Genomic DNA, 18,375 nt, shown 5'->3' with positions numbered 1-18,375 from the left:
ACGTTATTATTAAATGTCAATGAAAGTAACAATAGACGGAATAACCGTTGATGTAGAACCCGGAACAAGCATCCTGAACGCCGCAAGGCAAATAGGAGGTGATATTGTTCCGCCTGCAATGTGCTATTACTCTAAGCTACAGGGTAGCGGCGGTAAATGCCGTACCTGTTTGGTTAAGGTTACCAAAGGATCAGAAAAAGATCCGCGCCCTATGCCTAAACTGGTGGCTTCATGCCGTACCGGTGTTATGGATGGGATGGAGGTACAAAATATTACTTCGCCGGAGGTTATTGAAGCCCGTAAAGGCGTGGTAGAAATGCTGCTGATCAATCACCCGCTTGATTGCCCTGTTTGCGACCAGGCCGGCGAATGCCACTTGCAGGATCTGGGCTTTGAGCATGGAGCAGCTAAAACGCGCTATGAATTTGACCGCCGTACATTTGAAAAGATAGACATAGGTGACAAAATTCAGCTGCACATGACCCGTTGCATCCTTTGCTACCGTTGTGTGTTTACTGCCGATCAGATCACCAATACCCGTTTACATGGCATCCTGAACAGGGGCGATCATTCTGAAATTTCCACTTACATCAGCAAGGCTGTTGATAACGATTTTTCGGGTAACATGATTGACGTATGTCCGGTAGGTGCTTTAACTGATAAAACTTTCCGCTTTAAAAACCGTGTTTGGTTTACCAAGCCTGTTGAAGCACACCGCGATTGCGATAAATGCTGCGGTAAAGTAACGCTTTGGTACAAAGGCGAAGATGTGATCAGGGTAACCGGTCGTAAGGACGTTTATGGTGAGGTTGAAGAGTTTATCTGCAATACCTGCCGATTCGATAAAAAGAAAACTGCCGATTGGGTTATTGAAGGCCCACGTAAAGTATCTCACCACTCTGTGATCAGCGCTAACCATTACGAGTTTACACCGCTGCCGGTTGTTAAAACCAACCCGGTACTGATGGAAGCTAATAAAGAACAATTTGAAAGGGAGACCCGCTTATAATGGAAACTACCGATTTAATATTCAGGATCGTACTGATCGTTGTGATTTTCGCTATCAGCCTGGTTGTGGCTATGTATTCAACCTATGCCGAACGTAAAGTTGCTGCATTTTTCCAGGACAGGATAGGCCCTAACCGTGCAGGTCCATGGGGTATTTTACAGCCCCTTGCCGATGGCGGTAAGATGTTTTTGAAAGAAGAGATCATCCCTACCAATGCAACTGGTTTTCTGTTCATTGTTGGCCCTTCGCTGGCTATTTTAACTGCTTGTATTGGTTCGGCTGTTATTCCATGGGGATCAGCTATTCAAATTGGCGGTCGTACTTTTGATTTACAGGTTACCGATATTAACGTAGGTGTACTCTACATTTTTGGTGTGGTATCATTAGGTGTTTATGGTATTATGATTGGTGGCTGGGCTTCCAACAATAAATACTCATTATTAGGCGCTATCCGCGCGGCATCACAAAATATTAGCTACGAAATTTCGATGGGTTTATCCATTATCGCATTGCTGATGCTTACCGGTACTTTAAGCCTTAAGGAAATCGCGGAGCAACAACATGGTTTTGCCTGGAATGTTTGGAGACAGCCACTTGGCTTCCTGCTGTTCCTGGTGTGTGCTTTTGCCGAAACTAACCGTTCACCATTCGATTTGCCTGAGTGTGAAACCGAGCTTGTAGGTGGTTATCATACTGAATACTCATCAATGAAATTAGGTTTTTACCTGTTTGCCGAGTATATCAACATGTTCATTTCATCGGCGGTAATGGCTACCCTGTACTGGGGTGGTTACAATTACCCTGGTATGGATTGGGTTGCGGCTCATGCCGGACCAACCATTGCACCGCTTATTGGCGTTGTTGTATTATTTGGTAAGATCTTCTTCTCTATCTTCTTTTTCATGTGGGTACGCTGGACTATCCCGCGTTTCCGTTATGACCAGTTGATGGACCTTGGCTGGAAAATATTAATTCCTTTGGCCATCACCAATATCGTGCTGACAGGCGTGATTAGTACATTACTTAAATAGATTGGAGTTTTTAAAAAATGGAATCATTAAGCAATAAACGAAAAGTACTGGAAGTTAAGCCACTCAATTTTTTAGAGCGTGCTTATCTGCCGGCCATTGTGGGCGGTTTATCCACTACAATGAAACACTTTTTCAAAAAGCCGGTAACCATCAGCTATCCTGAAGAAAAGCGTGAGTTTTCAGAGAATTTCCGTGGCATGCATTCGCTTAAACGTGATGAGGATGGCAGGGAACGTTGCACAGCCTGCGGCCTTTGCGCATTATCGTGCCCGGCAGAAGCTATTACCATGACAGCTGCCGAACGCCAGAAAGGTGAAGAACATCTGTACCGCGAAGAGAAATACGCTGCTGTTTATGAAATCAACATGCTGCGCTGCATTTTTTGCGGTTTATGCGAAGAGGCCTGCCCTAAAGAAGCTATTTATCTTGACGGTGATATCGTACCTGCCGACTATTTAAGGAAGGATTTTATTTACGGTAAAGACAAATTAGTAGAAGCGCCCTTAAATCAATAAAGAAGTTTTATACCTTTGCCCTGCCTAAAAGGGTAAAGGTATTTTGTAAATAAAAACATGAGTACATTTTACTTCATCGCATTTTTGTCCATATTCTTTTCGATATTGGTAATCTCGGCCAAAAATCCGGTACATAGTATCCTTTATCTGATCCTTACTTTTTTTACTTTCACCATTCACTACATTTTGCTTAACGCTCAATTTTTGGCGATAGTAAACTTCATCGTGTACATGGGCGCTATATTGGTATTGTTCCTGTATACGCTGATGCTCATCAACCTTAACAAGGAGTCGGAACCTGTAAAGCCTTTCATGGTTAAAATAGCCGGTGTTTTTGGCGGCGGCATCTTGGCTGTAGCTGTTGCATCTTCACTTAAACTGATGGGCGCATCAAACCCGGTATTGTTACAAAACCCTGATCTGGGCCTTGTAAAAAACTTAGGTAAAGTATTGTTCAACGAATTTTTATTGCCATTCGAAGTATCATCTGTATTGCTTTTATCAGCTATGGTAGGTGCGGTATTATTGGCCACTAAAGAAAAAGAACCTAAAGCAGCATAATGGAAAGTTTAACAAATACTATGCACGCCGTGCCGCTTAATCATTACATATTGTTAAGCACAATCATTTTTGCTATAGGCGTAATGGGCGTATTGATCCGCCGTAATGCAATCGTGATCTTCATGTCAGTCGAGTTGATGCTTAACTCGGTTAACCTGCTGCTTACCGCGTTTTCGGTATACAGGGGTGATGCAACCGGGCAGGTGTTCGTGTTTTTTATCATGGCGTTGGCCGCTGCTGAAGTTGCAGTTGGTTTGGCTATTATCGTGATGATCTATCGTAACACAAACTCAATTGATATCAACGTACTGAACAGGTTGAAGTGGTAATAGTTATTTCGGATTTCGAAGTTTCGATTTCGGAATTGTAATAGCTGATTAGTAATAAAACAAACGTTGTTGCCTCTTTCCCGCAATAGCGATTAGATAATTAAAAACGTATAACGTAACGCGTAAAACGTACAACATCGAACATGGATAAATATATCTGGCTTATTCCAATACTACCGTTAGCCGGTTTTGTTATAAACGGACTTGGCCGTAATTCATTATCAAAAAGTGTAATTGGCTTTATTGGCAGTTTGCTTGTACTGGTATCATTTGGTTTAAGCATTGCAGCTTTTTTCCAGGTAAAATCAACCGGAGTTCCTATTAATGTCAACTACTTTACCTGGTTTGCGGTTGGGTCATTAAAATTTCCTTTCGCATTCCTTATAGATCAGTTAAGCGCTATCATGCTGCTGATCATTACAGGCGTTGGCTTCCTGATCCACCTGTATTCTATTGGCTACATGCATGACGACGAAGGTTTCGGGAAATTTTTCGCTTATCTCAACCTGTTCGTTTTCTTCATGCTGCTGCTGGTTTTAGGTTCAAACTACCTCATCATGTTTATTGGATGGGAGGGCGTAGGCTTGTGCTCATACCTGCTGATCGGTTTCTGGTTTACCAATCCTGATTATGCAGATGCAGCGAAGAAAGCGTTTGTAATGAACCGTATCGGTGACCTTGGTTTCTTATTAGGCATCTTCACCATTATTTATGTTTTCGGTAGCATCCAGTTTGCAGAGATCTTTCCGAAGGCAGCTGTTATGAAATCAGGCGCTGGTCCACTGTTTATCATTACCATTTTACTATTTATTGGTGCCTGCGGTAAATCTGCGCAGTTGCCGTTGTTTACCTGGTTGCCAGATGCGATGGCCGGCCCAACTCCAGTTTCGGCTTTGATCCACGCTGCTACCATGGTTACAGCCGGTATCTATATGATTGCCCGCTCAAACATATTCTATACTTTATCTCCGGATACAATGGAGATTATTGCTTATGTAGGTTTGGCCACGGCTCTTATTGCAGCACTTATTGCGTTAACGCAAACAGATATTAAAAAGGTATTGGCTTATTCAACAGTATCTCAATTGGGGTATATGTTTTTAGGCCTGGGTGTTGGTGCTTATACAGGTGCTTTCTTCCACGTGTTAACACACGCTTTCTTTAAAGCTTTATTATTCCTTGGTGCAGGGTCAGTGATCCACGCCATGAGTGGTGAGCAGGATATGCGTAAAATGGGCGGCTTGAAAGGCAAGATCAAAACTACGTTCACCACCATGATGATCGGTACTGTAGCTATCGCCGGTATCCCTCCTTTGGCAGGTTTCTTTTCAAAAGATGAGATCCTGGCACATGCTTACGCCCATAGCCCTATATTCTGGGCTGTAGGTGTATTAACTGCTATGCTAACCTCATTCTACATGTTCAGGATGATGTACCTTACATTTTACGGAAAATTCCGTGGTACCCATGAGCAGGAGCATCATTTACATGAATCGCCTCCAACCATGACTATTCCGCTTATTGTGTTGGCTATACTTTCATTTTTTGGTGGTTTTATAGGTGTGCCGGAAGTATTACACGGGCATCACGAACTGGCACATTTCCTTGAACCAGTTTTCAAAAAATCAAATGAGATTTTGGGCGAACATCATTTGTCCGAATCACTTGAGTATGCTTTAATGGGTACTTCGGTAGTATTGGCTTTAGCTGCTATGGCATATGCTTATGTTAAATATGCTAAAAATGGTAGTGTACCTGTTGCCGATACTGAAGAGCGTCCGGCGTTGACCAGCTTATCATACCACAAGTTTTACCTTGATGAACTTTATGACCTGATTGTTCGCAAACCACTCGACTGGCTTTCAACCTTCTTCTATAACATCATAGAGCGTTTAGGTATCGATGGTTTGGTGAACGGGATTGGCAGAGGAACAATTGAAACCAGTAAAGGCTTGCGCCTGCTGCAAACAGGTAATGTAGGTTTCTACATATTTATAATGGTACTGGGAATTATCGCGGTATTACTGTATAGCGTATTTGGATTAACTAAAATATAAACGATAAGCGTTTAGCAACATAAAAATGACCGTTAGTATATTACTTTTTTTGCCAATAGTTGCCGCTGTTATAACTGCCCTGCTTAAAAACGGGATAGCTAAACATGCTGCATTATTTTTCTCTGTTGCCCAACTGGTAATAGCGCTTATATTTTTAAGCAAATTTGTTCCGGATGCATCAACCCAGTTTGTAATTGATGTGCCATGGATCAGCAGTTTTGGAATTTACTTCAGTGCCGGTATTGACGGGATCAGTATGATCCTGGTTTTGTTGACCACTGTGCTTGTACCATTAATTATTTTAACAACCTATCAGCATCAACATAAAAACGAAGGTGCCTTTTATGGTCTAATTCTGTTTATGCAGGCTGGTATGCTGGTTGTATTTACCGCCCTCGACGGATTTTTGTTTTACGTTGGATGGGAAGCGGCATTGATCCCGATCTACTTCATTTGTGCCCTTTGGGGAGGTGAAAACCGCATCCGTATTACCATTAAATTTTTCATCTACACCTTTGCCGGTTCGTTGTTCATGCTGGTAGGCATTATCTACCTGTACCTCCAATCTCCCGACAAAACTTTTGATATCCACAATTTCTATAAAATGACTTTGGATGTTAAACATCAGAGCTGGATCTTCTGGGCGTTTTTTCTGGCCTTTGCCATCAAGATGCCTTTGTTCCCTTTCCATACCTGGCAGCCTGATACTTATACCGAAGCTCCATCTGGCGGGACCATGATGTTATCAGGTATCATGCTTAAAATGGGTATTTACGGTGCTATCCGCTGGATGATCCCTAATGCCCCGCTTGGCTTTTATCATTTCCAGGCGTTGGCCATGATCCTTGGGGTTATAGGTGTAGTTTATGCTTCTATTATCGCCTTTAAACAAAAAGACGGAAAACGCCTGGTGGCCTATTCATCAATAGCACACGTTGGCCTGATTGCTGCGGGTATTTTTGCCTGGAATATTGCCGGTGTTCAGGGTGCCATGATTCAGATGCTTAACCACGGTATTAACGTTGTTGGTATGTTCTTTATCTGGGATATCATCAGCCGCAGGCTAAATACCCGTGAGATAGATCAGCTTGGCGGTATCGCGAAGGTAGCCCCTAAATTTGCAATAGGTTTCCTGATCATATTATTAGGTACAGTGGGATTACCGCTTACCAATGGTTTTATTGGCGAGTTCCTGTTGCTGAAAGGTGTATTTGATTTTAGCGTACAGCATTATGTAAACCTGGTACTGGCTGCAGTTGCAGGTCTTACCATCATTTTTGGTGCGGTTTACATGTTACGCCTTTATAAAAACGTAATGCAGGGTGAAACCAACCCGCTTACAGCTACTTTTGCTGATGTTAGCGGTACTGAAAAGTTAACGTTGTGTATCATTTGTGCCCTGGTTATTGTATTGGGCATTTATCCTCAGCCTATTCTGCATATATCTGAAGCTGCGGTAACGCAACTGGTAAATCAGATAGGTTCAAAGTTTACAATGTAGGTTTAAGATTTTAAAGAAAAGAATGAATACTATAATCATCATATCTGTTTTACCTATAGTGCTGCTGTATTTAGGGCTATATAAAGCGCAAAAGGCTTTGCTGCCCGTTACTGTTATAGGATTGCTGGCTGCCTTGGGTTTTGCAATTTGCCAATGGACTTCAAAAGATACAGCTGAGCCGCTTTATACCGGCATGCTGTTGTTCAATAATTTCTCGGTTGTATTTTCAAGCGTTACCATTATATCTACTATCCTGATCCTGTTGCTGTCAAAAGGTTACTTTGAGCGTATCAGCAGGCACACGGCGGAATATTATGCTATTATCCTGTTTTCACTGACAGGCATAATCGTAATGGTATCGTTTAATAACCTTGTGATGCTGTTTATCGGCATCGAGATCATGTCGGTGAGCTTATACATCCTGGCGGGTATTAAAAAGAGCGATTTCGCTTCAAATGAAGCAGCTTTGAAATACTTTTTGATGGGTGCTTTTTCAACCGGTTTCCTGCTGTTTGGTATGGCGCTGTTGTACGGATCGTCAGGTTCATTCAATATCGATACTATCAGGGAGTATGTAATTAACCATCCACATATCGATCCTATGTTTTATACAGGCATAGCCCTGATCATTGTAGGTTTATGTTTTAAAGTAGGTGCAGCCCCCTTTCATTTCTGGACACCGGATGTATACGAAGGTGCGCCTACGCTGATCACGGCTTTCATGTCTACAGTAGTTAAAACGGCGGGGTTTGCAGCTTTCCTGCGTTTATTTTCAGCCTGTTTCCAGCCATTGTCTGACTTCTGGACACCAATAATACTTGTAATCACTATTATTACCTTATTTATAGGCAATATCACCGCGTTGTATCAGCAAAGCTTTAAGAGGATGCTTGCATTTTCAAGTATCTCTCACGCCGGCTACCTGTTATTTGCAATCGTGTCATTAGGCGCTGCTTCAGGTAATTCGGTATTTGTATATGCGACAGCATACTCGATAGCTTCAATCATCGCGTTTGGCGGTTTAATATTAGTACAGCAACAAGGTGGAAGTGATAACTTTGAAAGTTTTAATGGTTTGGGTAAGAAGAACCCGTTCCTTGCCTTTGTATTAACTGTAGCCATGCTTTCATTGGCGGGGATTCCGCTTACTGCAGGCTTCATCGGTAAATTCTTCATGTTTTCGGGAGCGGTAGGCCGTTATCATATCGGTTTAGTTATTATAGCTGTGATTAACGCTATCATTAGTATCTTTTACTATTTCAGGGTCATCATCGCCATGTACTTCCGTACCGACGAACGCGCAGAGCTTGCTGTGCCGGTTTATTATAAAGTAGTATTCGCACTTTCAGCTCTCGCTACAATCCTTATTGGTGTTTATCCCGATCTTATAGCCCGTTTCATATAATCGGTATTGATAACTGCAAATTGATATAATATTTGTAGTTTTACAGATATAGTGAATGGAAAGTTTCTGGGAATACCTTCAAAATTTAACTGACGCACAATCCATAATAAGCAGGGGTGGTTTTTATCTCTTGCTTATTGTTGTTTTTGCTGAAACCGGTTTATTCTTTGGTTTCTTTCTGCCCGGCGATTACCTGCTGTTTATGGCTGGGTTATTGTGTGCCGCTGGTAAAGTTGATGTTTCTATAACTACGCTGGTATTGTCATTGATAGGCGCCGGAGTATTAGGCAATTTTACCGGGTATTGGTTTGGTTACCGAACGGGGCCGGTATTATTCAATAAAAACGACTCACTATTTTTTAAGCGGCGCTACGTAGTACTGGCCAGTGAGTTTTACAACAAACATGGGGGGATGGCGCTTATTTTAGGGAGATTTTTCCCTATTGTTAGAACATTTGCTCCTATATTTGCAGGTGTTGTTAAGGTTGATATTAAAAGATTTTCGGTTTATAACCTTATTGGCAGCGTGGCCTGGGTATGTGTATTTACGCTGGGCGGTTTTTTTTTAGGGCGAAGGTTCCCTCAACTGCAGGATTATCTGCAATACATTGTACTGGGATTGATAGTAATTACAACAATTCCGCTGGTTATTGCTTATGTTAAAAAGAAACTTCGTGAAAAAAACGAAAAAATAGATTAGTTAATAATTTTATATACTATATAATAAAGATAAATGAGTACTCTGCATCCATGGCACCAGGTTTCACCAGGTGATAATATCCCTGAAATAGTAAACGCTATTATTGAAATTCCAAAAGGATCAAAAGCGAAATATGAAATTGATAAAGAATCAGGCTTGCTGAAGCTCGATCGTGTGTTATTTTCATCTGTAATGTACCCGGCTAACTACGGCTTTATCCCTCAAACCTATTGCGATGATAAAGATCCTTTGGATATCCTTGTACTTTGCTCAATTGATGTTTTCCCAATGTCTATCATTGAGGCTAAGGTAGTAGGTGTAATGCACATGGTTGATAACGGAGAGCAGGATGATAAGATCATTGCAGTGGCTAAAAATGACATGTCGGTAAATTATATTAACGACTTAAACGAATTGCCTCCACATGCCATGACCGAAATTGTTCGCTTTTTTAAAGACTACAAAAAATTAGAAGGCAAAAACGTAACCATCGAACATTTGTTAGGTGTGCGTTACGCACATAAAGTGATAAACGAGAGTTTGGAGCTGTACAAGTCTACGTTCCCTGTGTATCAATCTTAAATAAATGGACCCCGCACATTACGAGATTAGTTTATTTTACATTTTCGCTACCATATTTTTGGTTTTACTCAATGGCTTTTTCGTAGCTGCGGAGTTTGCCATGGTAAGGGTTCGGGGTTCGCAAATTGAAATTAGGGCTAAAGGCGGCAGCGGCGTAGCCAAAGTTGCCAGGGGCATACTGCATAATTTGGATGGTTACCTGGCTGCTACACAGCTGGGTATTACCATTGCTTCACTGGCCCTTGGTGTTGTGGGCGAGGAGGTTGCGACCAACCTTGTGATCCGCGCTTTCCTGAGCGTAGGCATAACTCTTTCTCCCGGTTATATTACGGCCAGTCATATCCTGGCTTTCAGCTTTATTACCATCATGCACATAGTTTTTGGTGAGCTTGCGCCTAAATCGTTAGCTATCCAGAAATCGGTACGTACAGTGATGGCTGTTTCATTGCCGCTCAGGTTCTTCTTTGTGGTTTTTAGGCCATTTATTTGGGTGCTTAATAATTTCGCAAATTTCATCCTGAAATTGTTGGGTATAAGCACCGTTGAAGGCAGTGAAACCCATCATAGTTCGGAAGAACTGCAATACCTGTTGGAGCAAGGTAAAGAGACTGGTGCACTTGATTCAAATGAGCACGAACTTATCCAGAACGTGTTTGATTTTAACGAGCGGGTGGTAAAAAACATCATGGTACCACGTACCAAAATTTCGGGAGTAGATATTGCTTCAACCAAAGAAGAGCTGCTGGATATGATCATCAACGAAGGTTATTCGCGGATGCCGGTTTATGACGATGTGATAGATAAGATCATAGGTATAGTACACGCAAAGGATATTTTGCCACTACTGGCCCGGAACGAGGAGATTGTACTGAAAGATATTATCCGCAAACCATATTTCATACCGGAAACCAAAAAGATCAACGATCTGATGGCCGAATTGCAGCAAAAGCGTATCCAGATAGCTATTGTACTTGACGAGTTTGGCGGCACTGCCGGTATGGTTACGCTGGAGGATATTGTAGAAGAATTGGTTGGCGAAATCCAGGATGAGTATGATGAAGAAAAGCCGATTGTCGAAAAAGTAAATGAGCGGGAGTTTATAGTTAATGCGCTTGCATCTATTTACGATGTGAACGAGCATTTACCACATGATTTACCTGAAGATGGCGACTTTGATACCGTATCGGGCTGGCTTGGAGATATCTTCGGAAAGATCCCCGATGTAGGCGAGCAGAAAGAATCGAACGGGTACAATATCACTGTACTGAAAAAATCCGACCAGAATATTGAATCAGTTAAACTCGAATTACTGATAAATGAAGAAGATGCAGTAGATTTACATTAATCTGCTTTTCCAAAATGCAACTTTTTTATACGCCTGATATTAACGCCTCGCATCCCCAATACTTTCTAAGCGAAGAGGAAAGCAAACATGCTATACGTGTGCTGCGCCTTGAAGCAGGCAACGAGGTACAATTGATTGACGGCAGGGGCGGTTTATACACAGCCCTGATCCATGACGCGCACCCCAAGCGTACCATTCTTAAAATTACATCCGTATCTACCGAATTTGAAAAACGCAACCATTACCTGCACCTCGCGGTAGCTCCGACCAAAAATATCGAACGCCTGGAGTGGTTTTTAGAGAAAGCTACAGAAATAGGTATTGATGAGGTGTCATTAATTATCACCCAGCGGTCGGAACGTAAGGAAGCCAAAACAGAGCGTTTAAATAAAATTATTACGGCGGCTATCAAGCAATCCCTTAAGGCTTATCACCCCATATTAAATGAGCCGGTAACGCTAAATCAGCTACTTGATAAACCTTTTGAGGGGCAAAAGTTTATTGCCCATTGCGAACCCGGAGAGAAGTTCAATCTGAAAGACGAAATAACCCCGCAAGGCCGTTATTTAATATTGATAGGACCGGAAGGGGATTTTGCTCCGGCTGAGATTGATAAGGCTTTGCACAACGGGTTTAAACCAATATCTTTAGGTACAAGTCGCCTGCGTACGGAAACCGCCGCATTAGAGGCTTGTTTTGAGATAAATTTTTTAAATAGGGTATGAAAAAGGTAGCAGCATTGGTTATTTTATTTGCGGTTATAGCTATGAGCAGCTTTAATGCCCCCGCCTATAAAATTGCACGCCTTAAATACAGCGGTGGCGGCGATTGGTATGGCGACCGCACGGCTTTACCTAACCTGATCAAATTCTGTAATGAAAACCTCAAAACCAATTTTGATGATGACGATGAGGTAGTAGAGGCGGGCAGTGCTTCTTTATTTAACTATCCGTTCACTTTTATGACAGGGCATGGTAACGTGATCTTTTCCGATCAGGAAGCCCGTAACCTGCGTAAATACCTCACCGGCGGCGGCTTTTTGCATATTGACGATAACTATGGGCTCGATCAATATATCCGCCCGCAAATGAAGAAGGTGTTTCCCGAGCTCGATTTTGTTGAATTGCCTGTTAACCACCCCATTTACCATCAAAAATATGACTTCCCGAACGGCTTGCCCAAAATTCATGAACATGACGGTAAGCGCGCTCAGGGTTTTGGTTTGATATACAAGGGCAGACTGGTTTGCTTTTATACCTATGAGTGCGATTTAGGCAATGGCTGGGAGGATTATGGCACCTATGCCGGCGATACCCAGGAAGCCCGCCAAAAAGCTCTTAAAATGGGCGCAAATTTAATTCAGTATATTTTTACTCAATAGGAGCTGCTCTTATCCGCAGCTTTCAATCCCTTTTAACACTATCGGGGATCGAATTTACTTATTGCTGCATTGTAAGTGAAATTATATATAAAGCAATTGAATAATTATAAGCTATAAGCTTTTTGCATTTTGCTTTCAGCTTTTATATAATATGTTTAGCTTTATACCAATCCCCTAAACAAATAATATATAAACCGCTTATCCTCAATCCAAATCCTATGTATAAATTGAGTATTAATGACCGTTACAGTATTGAAGCTGAAAGAACCGTTGCGACAGGCCTACTTATTAACGGGGTTAAAAGTAAAGCCGATATTAAACAATTAAGGCCCGGAATCTATCATGTCATTGAAAACAACCGCTCATACAATGTCGAGATAGTTAGTTTTAACGGTAACGAGAAAACTGCTGAAATAAAGGTTAATAACCATATTTATCATATTACCGCTAAAGATCAGTTTGATATATTACTTGATAAGCTTGGGTTTAGTGATTTAAACAGTGCCAGGATTAGTGAAATAAAAGCCCCCATGCCGGGTTTGGTGTTGAAAGTGTTTGTAAATAAAGGAGATATCATAAAAAAAGGTGATAATCTCTTTGTGCTTGAAGCCATGAAAATGGAAAATATTATCAAATCGCCGGCTGATGTTGTTGTTGAAAAGATATTAATAAAATCAGGAGATAAAGTTGAAAAAGGGCAGATCTTAATGTCGTTTTAACTGAGTGTTATAGCTTAAATATGCGATAATAACATTTTTGTAACGAACTGAACGTAATTTTAAGGCTTTTGTTGTTTCTGCACATTTTTTTTACGAACTTACTTTCTTAATTAACAATATTAACTTTTATGAAGAAACATCTACTAACAGTCATGTTACTGTTTTCTTGTATGGCTATGGTTTTTGCTCAAAACCGGGTTATTACAGGTAAAGTAACAGACCAGAAAGACGGCTCGCCCTTACCGGGAGTAAGCGTAACCGTAAAAGGCGTAACCGGGTTGGGCACCCAAACCGATATCAACGGTAGTTACAAGCTCAGTGTTCCAGCCACTGCAAAAGTTTTAACTTTTAGATTTTTGGGATATAAGCAAGCTGAACTTGCTGTTGCCGGTTCGGTACTTAACGTGCAATTAGAGAGCGATTCTAAGCAACTTACAGAAGTAGTTGTAGTTGGTTACGGAACCCAACAGCGTCAGGCTATTACAGGGTCCATAGCAACAGTTGGTTCGAAAGAAATACAGAACACGCCGGTTACAACACTTGAGCAGGCCATTCAGGGTAAGGCGGCAGGTGTAAACATTCAGGCCAACAATGGTAAACTGGGGCAGGGGATTAAAATCAGTATTCGTGGTAATGCTTCCATAACTGCAGGCAATCAACCATTAATTGTTGTTGATGGTATTGTTATAACAAGCAGCGATTTATCATCTACTTCGGCTTCTACCGATCCGTTGGCCGACATTAACTTTAATGACGTTGAATCAGTTCAAATATTAAAAGATGCTTCTGCATCTGCCATATATGGTGCGAGGGCATCTAATGGTGTTTTGCTTATTACAACTAAAAAAGGTAAAGCCGGCGATGCAAAAGTAAATTTAACAGCGCAATGGGGTACAAGCAATCCTTCCCGTCACAGGAAGTTCCTTAATACAACGCAGTGGCTTGCATTATTTGAACGTGCGGCGCAAGGGGCAGGTAAGCAAGATTTCTTAAATCAGGATCCGGAGAACCCAACTTATGCTACTGTTGAGGACGCAATTGCAGATGAAAAATCATTTGTTGAAAGCAGGTTTACCAGGTACTCAGCCGGCAGCACAGATTGGACAAAAAACAATACAGATTGGGAAAAGCAAGCTTTTCAGCATGCACCTCAACAACAATATGATTTAAATATTTCGGGAGGAACGGAAAAAACTACCTATTATATAGGAGGCCAATATCTTGATCAAACAGGTATCCTTAAAGGGAATAATTTCACACGTGCTTCGGGCAGATTAAATTTGACAACCAAGTTATACAAAAACCTTGATGTGGGTATGAACTTTAATTTTACTCACTCATTAAATAAGCGGGTTGATAATGATAATTCCTTTGGTACACCTTTGCAAATAGTAGCGTTGTCGCCGGTTACACCCGTAATTGATCCCCGCAGCGGCTTGTTGAGCGGTACTCCTCCCGGAGCTTCGAGCAATTATCCGCTGTATTACAACCCATTAATTAATGTTGATAATGCGTATTACCATACAAACGTTTACAGAACATTAGGAAATATTTACGGAAACCTGCAAATAGCAAAGGGTTTAAACTTCAGATCGGAGTTTGGTATTGATCAAACAAATCAAAATGAAGACAGCTATTCAGGTGTTGCAACTTTCAGAAATACAAGCCAGGCTAACGGGTCCGGAGAAAACACCAACACCAATATTGTACATTATACTATAAATAACTATTTCTCATATAAAACTTTATTTGGGACCGATAATAGTTTGGACGCTACCTTGGGTACAAGTTATGAATATAACCACTTTATGGGTAATGATATTCAGGGAAACCAGTTTCCTTCAGATGCTTACAAACAAATAGTATCTGCTGCAATTAAATCAGGAGGATATTCATCTCAGTCTGAATATAGCTTCGTTTCATATTTTGCCAGGGCAAACTACGCGTATAAGAGTAAATACCTTTTATCGGCCAGCGCACGTACCGATGCATCATCAAGGTTTAGCAAAAATAACAGGTACGGCTTTTATCCTGCTGCTTCTGCCGGTTGGGTAATAAGCCAGGAAGACTTTTTGAAGGATTCAAAATCACTGAGCAACTTGAAACTTAAATTAAGCTATGGTTTAACCGGTAACGCTGAAATTCCAAACTACGCTGCTTTAGGTTTGTTTTCAGGTGACGCTGGATACAATGGCGTGCCCGGTCAGCGTTTTTATCAACTGGCAAATCCTAATTTAAAATGGGAAACAACAGCACAGATAGATGCGGGTTTAGAGTTAGGTTTTTTTAATAACAGGTTAACGGCAACTTTTGACTATTACCGCAAAAACACCAGGGATTTGTTACTTGATGTAAATGTGCCGCAAACACTGGGCATAGCCACCCAAACGCAAAATATCGGCAAGTTATATAACCAGGGATATGAAATAACTGTATCCTCAGATAATTTTGTGGGTAAGTTTAAATGGTCTACCGCGTTTAATATTGCATACAATAAAAATGTTGTTACCCATGTAAATGGTTTAATTATTGGATCTAATGATTTAAATAGGGTTGTCGAAGGCCAGCCAATTGGGGTGTTTTACGGACCGGAATACGCCGGCGTTGATCCGGCAAATGGTGATGCATTGTACTGGACAAATACACATGATGCAAACGGTAAGATTATTGACCGTACAAAAACGAATGATTACAATAAAGCAGAAAGAGTTGTTTTAGGTAACCCAACTCCAAAGGTTACTGGTGGCATAACCAACACATTTTCATATGCAGGCTTTGATCTTGCCGTCACTTTTCAGGGGGCATTTGGTAACAAAATTTATAACAGTGGCGGGCAGTATATGAGCGACAATGGAAGCAATGGGTTTGATAACCAAACACTTGATCAATTAGCTTATTGGAATAAACCTGGCGATATTACGAATATTCCTGAGCCCCGCTTGTTTTATGCTAATGGTGCAAGTCCGTCAAGCCGTTACCTATCAGGAGGCTCATATGTTCGGTGCAAAACTGTAGCTTTTGGTTACAATATCCCTAAAGATATTCTGTCGAAAATCAAAATTGACAGGGCCCGTGTTTTTGTCAACGCTTACAATCTATTCCTGATAACTAAATATAAAGGTTGGGATCCGGAAGTTAATTCAGATTACCAGGCAAGTAATATTAACCTGGGGGTTGATTTTTACTCCGCACCCCAGCCCCGTACAATTACTTTTGGTGTGAACATAGGATTGTAATACTTAATAACTACAGAGATGAAAAAAATTAGATCATATATAAAGATAATAACAGCTTTTGGCATCGTTATTACATTAGGGGCTTGTAAAAAACAATTGGATCTTAAACCATTTAACTATACAGATGCTGCAGATGCTATAAAAACTGAAAAAGATGTACAAAGTACCCTGGTTGGAACCTATAACCGTGCAGGACTCGCTTATGTATACGGCGGGGATGTATTTTTAATGCCCGATTTAATGGCGAGTCAAACTGTGATTGATTGGGCCGGCACTTTTCAGGACCTTACACAAATGGTAAGCCAGAAAATTACAATAAGTAACCAGTATGTCAACAATTTTTGGCTTGATGCATACAGGATAAATAACCAAGCCAATAACGTGCTGGCGAATATAGATAAAGTAAGCAACGCAAATAAAAATTCAGTAGAGGGGCAGGCTAAGTTTTTGCGCGGTTTAATTTACTTTGATTTGGCCCGCTTATTTGGTAAAGCCTGGAATGATGGCGATCCTAATACTAATCTTGCTGTTCCAATTGTACTTAAGCCTACAACTATAATTGGCTCCGATTCATATCCTGCCAGAGCAACAGTTGCAGCGGTTTATGCACAGGCTATTTCCGACCTGACTGATGCCGAAGCTAAAGCAACTAAAACTGTAAACTCATCTTATTTTTATGCCAGCAGTTATTCTGCATCAGCTATACTTGCCCGTATTTATTTACAGCAAGGGCAATATGCCAAAGCAGCACAGGAAGCTACCAAGGTAATAAGCAGCGGTGCTTACAGCTTAGTTGATAGTTATGCAGCAGAATTTCATTTGCCAAACCAAAATCCAACCCATTTTGATAATACTACAGAAGATGTTTTTGCAATACAGGTTACTGCTCAACAGGGAGTTAATGATTTAAATACTTTTTATGGTTCTGCCGATTATGGTGGCCGGGGTGACATTTCTTTAAAGAGTAGTTTTCTTAACGACTTTGAGGAGGGTGATGATCGTTTGGCCGTTTATAATGAGGATTCGGATGGGTCGCTTCGGGTTGACAAATTTGATAACTTATACGGAAATGTAATAGTTATCCGTTTGGCAGAACTTTACCTTATTCGTGCTGAAGCGAATTTCAGGTTAGGAACATCTACAGGAGCTACACCAGTTGCCGATATTAACGCAATAAGAACCAGGGCTAAATTGGCCCCCCTTGCAACTGTTAACCTGGCTCAGATATTAAAGGAAAGGCGTTTGGAACTTGCTTTTGAAGGAGGGTTCTTTTTACATGACGCTAAGCGTCTTCAGCAGAATGTTGGGGCTTTGAAGTTTAATGACGATGCATTAGTGTTCCCAATTCCGCAAACAGAGATGAATGCTAACAAGAATCTCGTGCAAAATCACGGCTACTGATAGTCAAAAGAAATTTTATAGCCAAGGTAAAATCCCGGATAACATATTGTTTTCCGGGATTTTTTTATCGATTTTATTTTGACATCTGTAGTTGTTAATTACTGCCTAAATGTGATTAACTTGTTATAGTTATACTAATCAACTAAAGCACAAGAAAACCTAAAACACCATGAAAGATGAGCAAATCCTTACAGCCCTGAATGCCCACTGGCAAGCATCGGCCGCTGGCGATATCAACACAGAGCATGATATTTACGATGATGATGTGATCTGTGATTATCCCCAGTCGGGTGAGCGAATTTTTGGGCGAATTAATTTACAGGCCTTGCGCGGGCATCATCCCGGTAAACCATCAGGTTTCCGTGTCAGGAGGATTCTGGGAAAAGGTGATACCTGGATCACGGAGTATATGATCAACTATCAGGAAAAGCCGGTCTACACGGTAAGCATTATGGAGTTTCGTGAGGACAAGGTAATACATGAAACACAGTACTTTGCCGATCCCTTCGAAGCCCCCGCCTGGCGAAGCCAATGGGTTGAGCCGATTGATGGATAGATAAAACTTTAAAACAAATAAGGCCTCTCATTACTGAAAGGCCTTAT

The 18,375-nt window shown here is 41.2% G+C and carries 17 protein-coding genes; all 17 read left to right on the top strand.

Going from position 1 to position 18,375, the window contains the following annotated elements; all coding sequences use genetic code 11:
- Positions 1-19: 19 nt before the first annotated feature.
- The 17 genes from ABID99_RS20545 (at position 20) to ABID99_RS20465 (ending at position 18,328) form a co-directional block, all read left to right on the top strand.
- Entirely contained in the window at positions 20-1,009 is a 990-nt protein-coding gene (locus ABID99_RS20545) for a 2Fe-2S iron-sulfur cluster-binding protein (RefSeq protein WP_371328329.1), read from the top strand.
- Positions 1,009-2,040, top strand: coding sequence for an NADH-quinone oxidoreductase subunit NuoH (gene nuoH / locus ABID99_RS20540; protein WP_112654853.1), 1,032 nt, complete (start codon positions 1,009-1,011; stop codon positions 2,038-2,040). Before ABID99_RS20545 ends, nuoH begins: the two co-directional genes overlap by 1 nt.
- Before the next feature lie 17 nt (positions 2,041-2,057).
- The gene (locus tag ABID99_RS20535; RefSeq protein WP_090533905.1) at positions 2,058-2,555 is read left to right on the top strand and encodes an NADH-quinone oxidoreductase subunit I; all 498 of its coding nucleotides are present in this window, start codon (positions 2,058-2,060) and stop codon (positions 2,553-2,555) included.
- Between the two features lie 57 nt (positions 2,556-2,612).
- A complete protein-coding gene (locus ABID99_RS20530) occupies positions 2,613-3,116 on the top strand; it encodes an NADH-quinone oxidoreductase subunit J (protein ID WP_090533903.1) in 504 nt (167 codons plus the stop codon).
- Positions 3,116-3,445 carry an NADH-quinone oxidoreductase subunit NuoK gene (gene nuoK, locus ABID99_RS20525; RefSeq protein ID WP_090533902.1) on the top strand — a complete coding sequence of 110 codons (330 nt, stop codon included), beginning with the start codon at positions 3,116-3,118 and terminating at the stop codon, positions 3,443-3,445. Before ABID99_RS20530 ends, nuoK begins: the two co-directional genes overlap by 1 nt.
- 143 nt (positions 3,446-3,588) lie before the next feature.
- Positions 3,589-5,502: an NADH-quinone oxidoreductase subunit L gene (nuoL, locus tag ABID99_RS20520; protein ID WP_176622465.1), complete on the top strand. Its 1,914-nt coding sequence runs from the start codon at positions 3,589-3,591 to the stop codon at positions 5,500-5,502.
- 25 nt (positions 5,503-5,527) lie between these two features.
- Positions 5,528-7,003, top strand: a complete 1,476-nt coding sequence (locus ABID99_RS20515) for a NuoM family protein (protein WP_373614972.1) — start codon at positions 5,528-5,530, stop codon at positions 7,001-7,003.
- A 22-nt stretch (positions 7,004-7,025) separates the two neighbouring features.
- Positions 7,026-8,408, top strand: a complete 1,383-nt coding sequence (locus ABID99_RS20510; protein ID WP_188834565.1) for an NADH-quinone oxidoreductase subunit N — start codon at positions 7,026-7,028, stop codon at positions 8,406-8,408.
- A gap of 55 nt (positions 8,409-8,463) precedes the next feature.
- The gene (locus ABID99_RS20505) at positions 8,464-9,108 is read left to right on the top strand and encodes a DedA family protein (RefSeq protein WP_090533894.1); all 645 of its coding nucleotides are present in this window, start codon (positions 8,464-8,466) and stop codon (positions 9,106-9,108) included.
- 33 nt (positions 9,109-9,141) lie between these two features.
- Complete coding sequence (locus ABID99_RS20500) at positions 9,142-9,690, top strand: inorganic diphosphatase (RefSeq protein ID WP_090533892.1); 549 nt, start codon at positions 9,142-9,144, stop codon at positions 9,688-9,690.
- A 4-nt stretch (positions 9,691-9,694) separates the two neighbouring features.
- Positions 9,695-11,035, top strand: a complete 1,341-nt coding sequence (locus ABID99_RS20495; protein WP_090533890.1) for a hemolysin family protein — start codon at positions 9,695-9,697, stop codon at positions 11,033-11,035.
- Positions 11,036-11,049: 14 nt separating this feature from the next.
- A complete protein-coding gene (locus ABID99_RS20490; RefSeq protein WP_373614969.1) occupies positions 11,050-11,760 on the top strand; it encodes a 16S rRNA (uracil(1498)-N(3))-methyltransferase in 711 nt (236 codons plus the stop codon).
- The gene (locus tag ABID99_RS20485; RefSeq protein WP_373614968.1) at positions 11,757-12,416 is read left to right on the top strand and encodes a DUF4159 domain-containing protein; all 660 of its coding nucleotides are present in this window, start codon (positions 11,757-11,759) and stop codon (positions 12,414-12,416) included. Before ABID99_RS20490 ends, ABID99_RS20485 begins: the two co-directional genes overlap by 4 nt.
- Positions 12,417-12,634: 218 nt before the next feature.
- On the top strand, positions 12,635-13,135 hold the full coding sequence (locus ABID99_RS20480) for a biotin/lipoyl-containing protein (RefSeq protein WP_373614967.1): 501 nt from the start codon (positions 12,635-12,637) through the stop codon (positions 13,133-13,135).
- A 152-nt stretch (positions 13,136-13,287) separates the two neighbouring features.
- Positions 13,288-16,371: a SusC/RagA family TonB-linked outer membrane protein gene (locus ABID99_RS20475; RefSeq protein ID WP_373614966.1), complete on the top strand. Its 3,084-nt coding sequence runs from the start codon at positions 13,288-13,290 to the stop codon at positions 16,369-16,371.
- An 18-nt stretch (positions 16,372-16,389) separates the two neighbouring features.
- Positions 16,390-17,772 (top strand): RagB/SusD family nutrient uptake outer membrane protein, encoded by a 1,383-nt coding sequence (locus ABID99_RS20470; protein WP_373614965.1) that lies wholly within the window; start codon positions 16,390-16,392, stop codon positions 17,770-17,772.
- Positions 17,773-17,941: 169 nt separating this feature from the next.
- The gene (locus ABID99_RS20465; RefSeq protein ID WP_373614964.1) at positions 17,942-18,328 is read left to right on the top strand and encodes a hypothetical protein; all 387 of its coding nucleotides are present in this window, start codon (positions 17,942-17,944) and stop codon (positions 18,326-18,328) included.
- The last annotated feature ends 47 nt before the right edge of the window (positions 18,329-18,375 follow it).

The sequence above is a fragment of the Mucilaginibacter sp. OAE612 genome, assembly GCF_041806395.1.
Lineage (GTDB): Bacteria > Bacteroidota > Bacteroidia > Sphingobacteriales > Sphingobacteriaceae > Mucilaginibacter > Mucilaginibacter rubeus.
The sequence above is the reverse complement of the archived record's forward strand: the minus strand, read 5'-3'. Positions and strand labels throughout refer to the sequence as shown.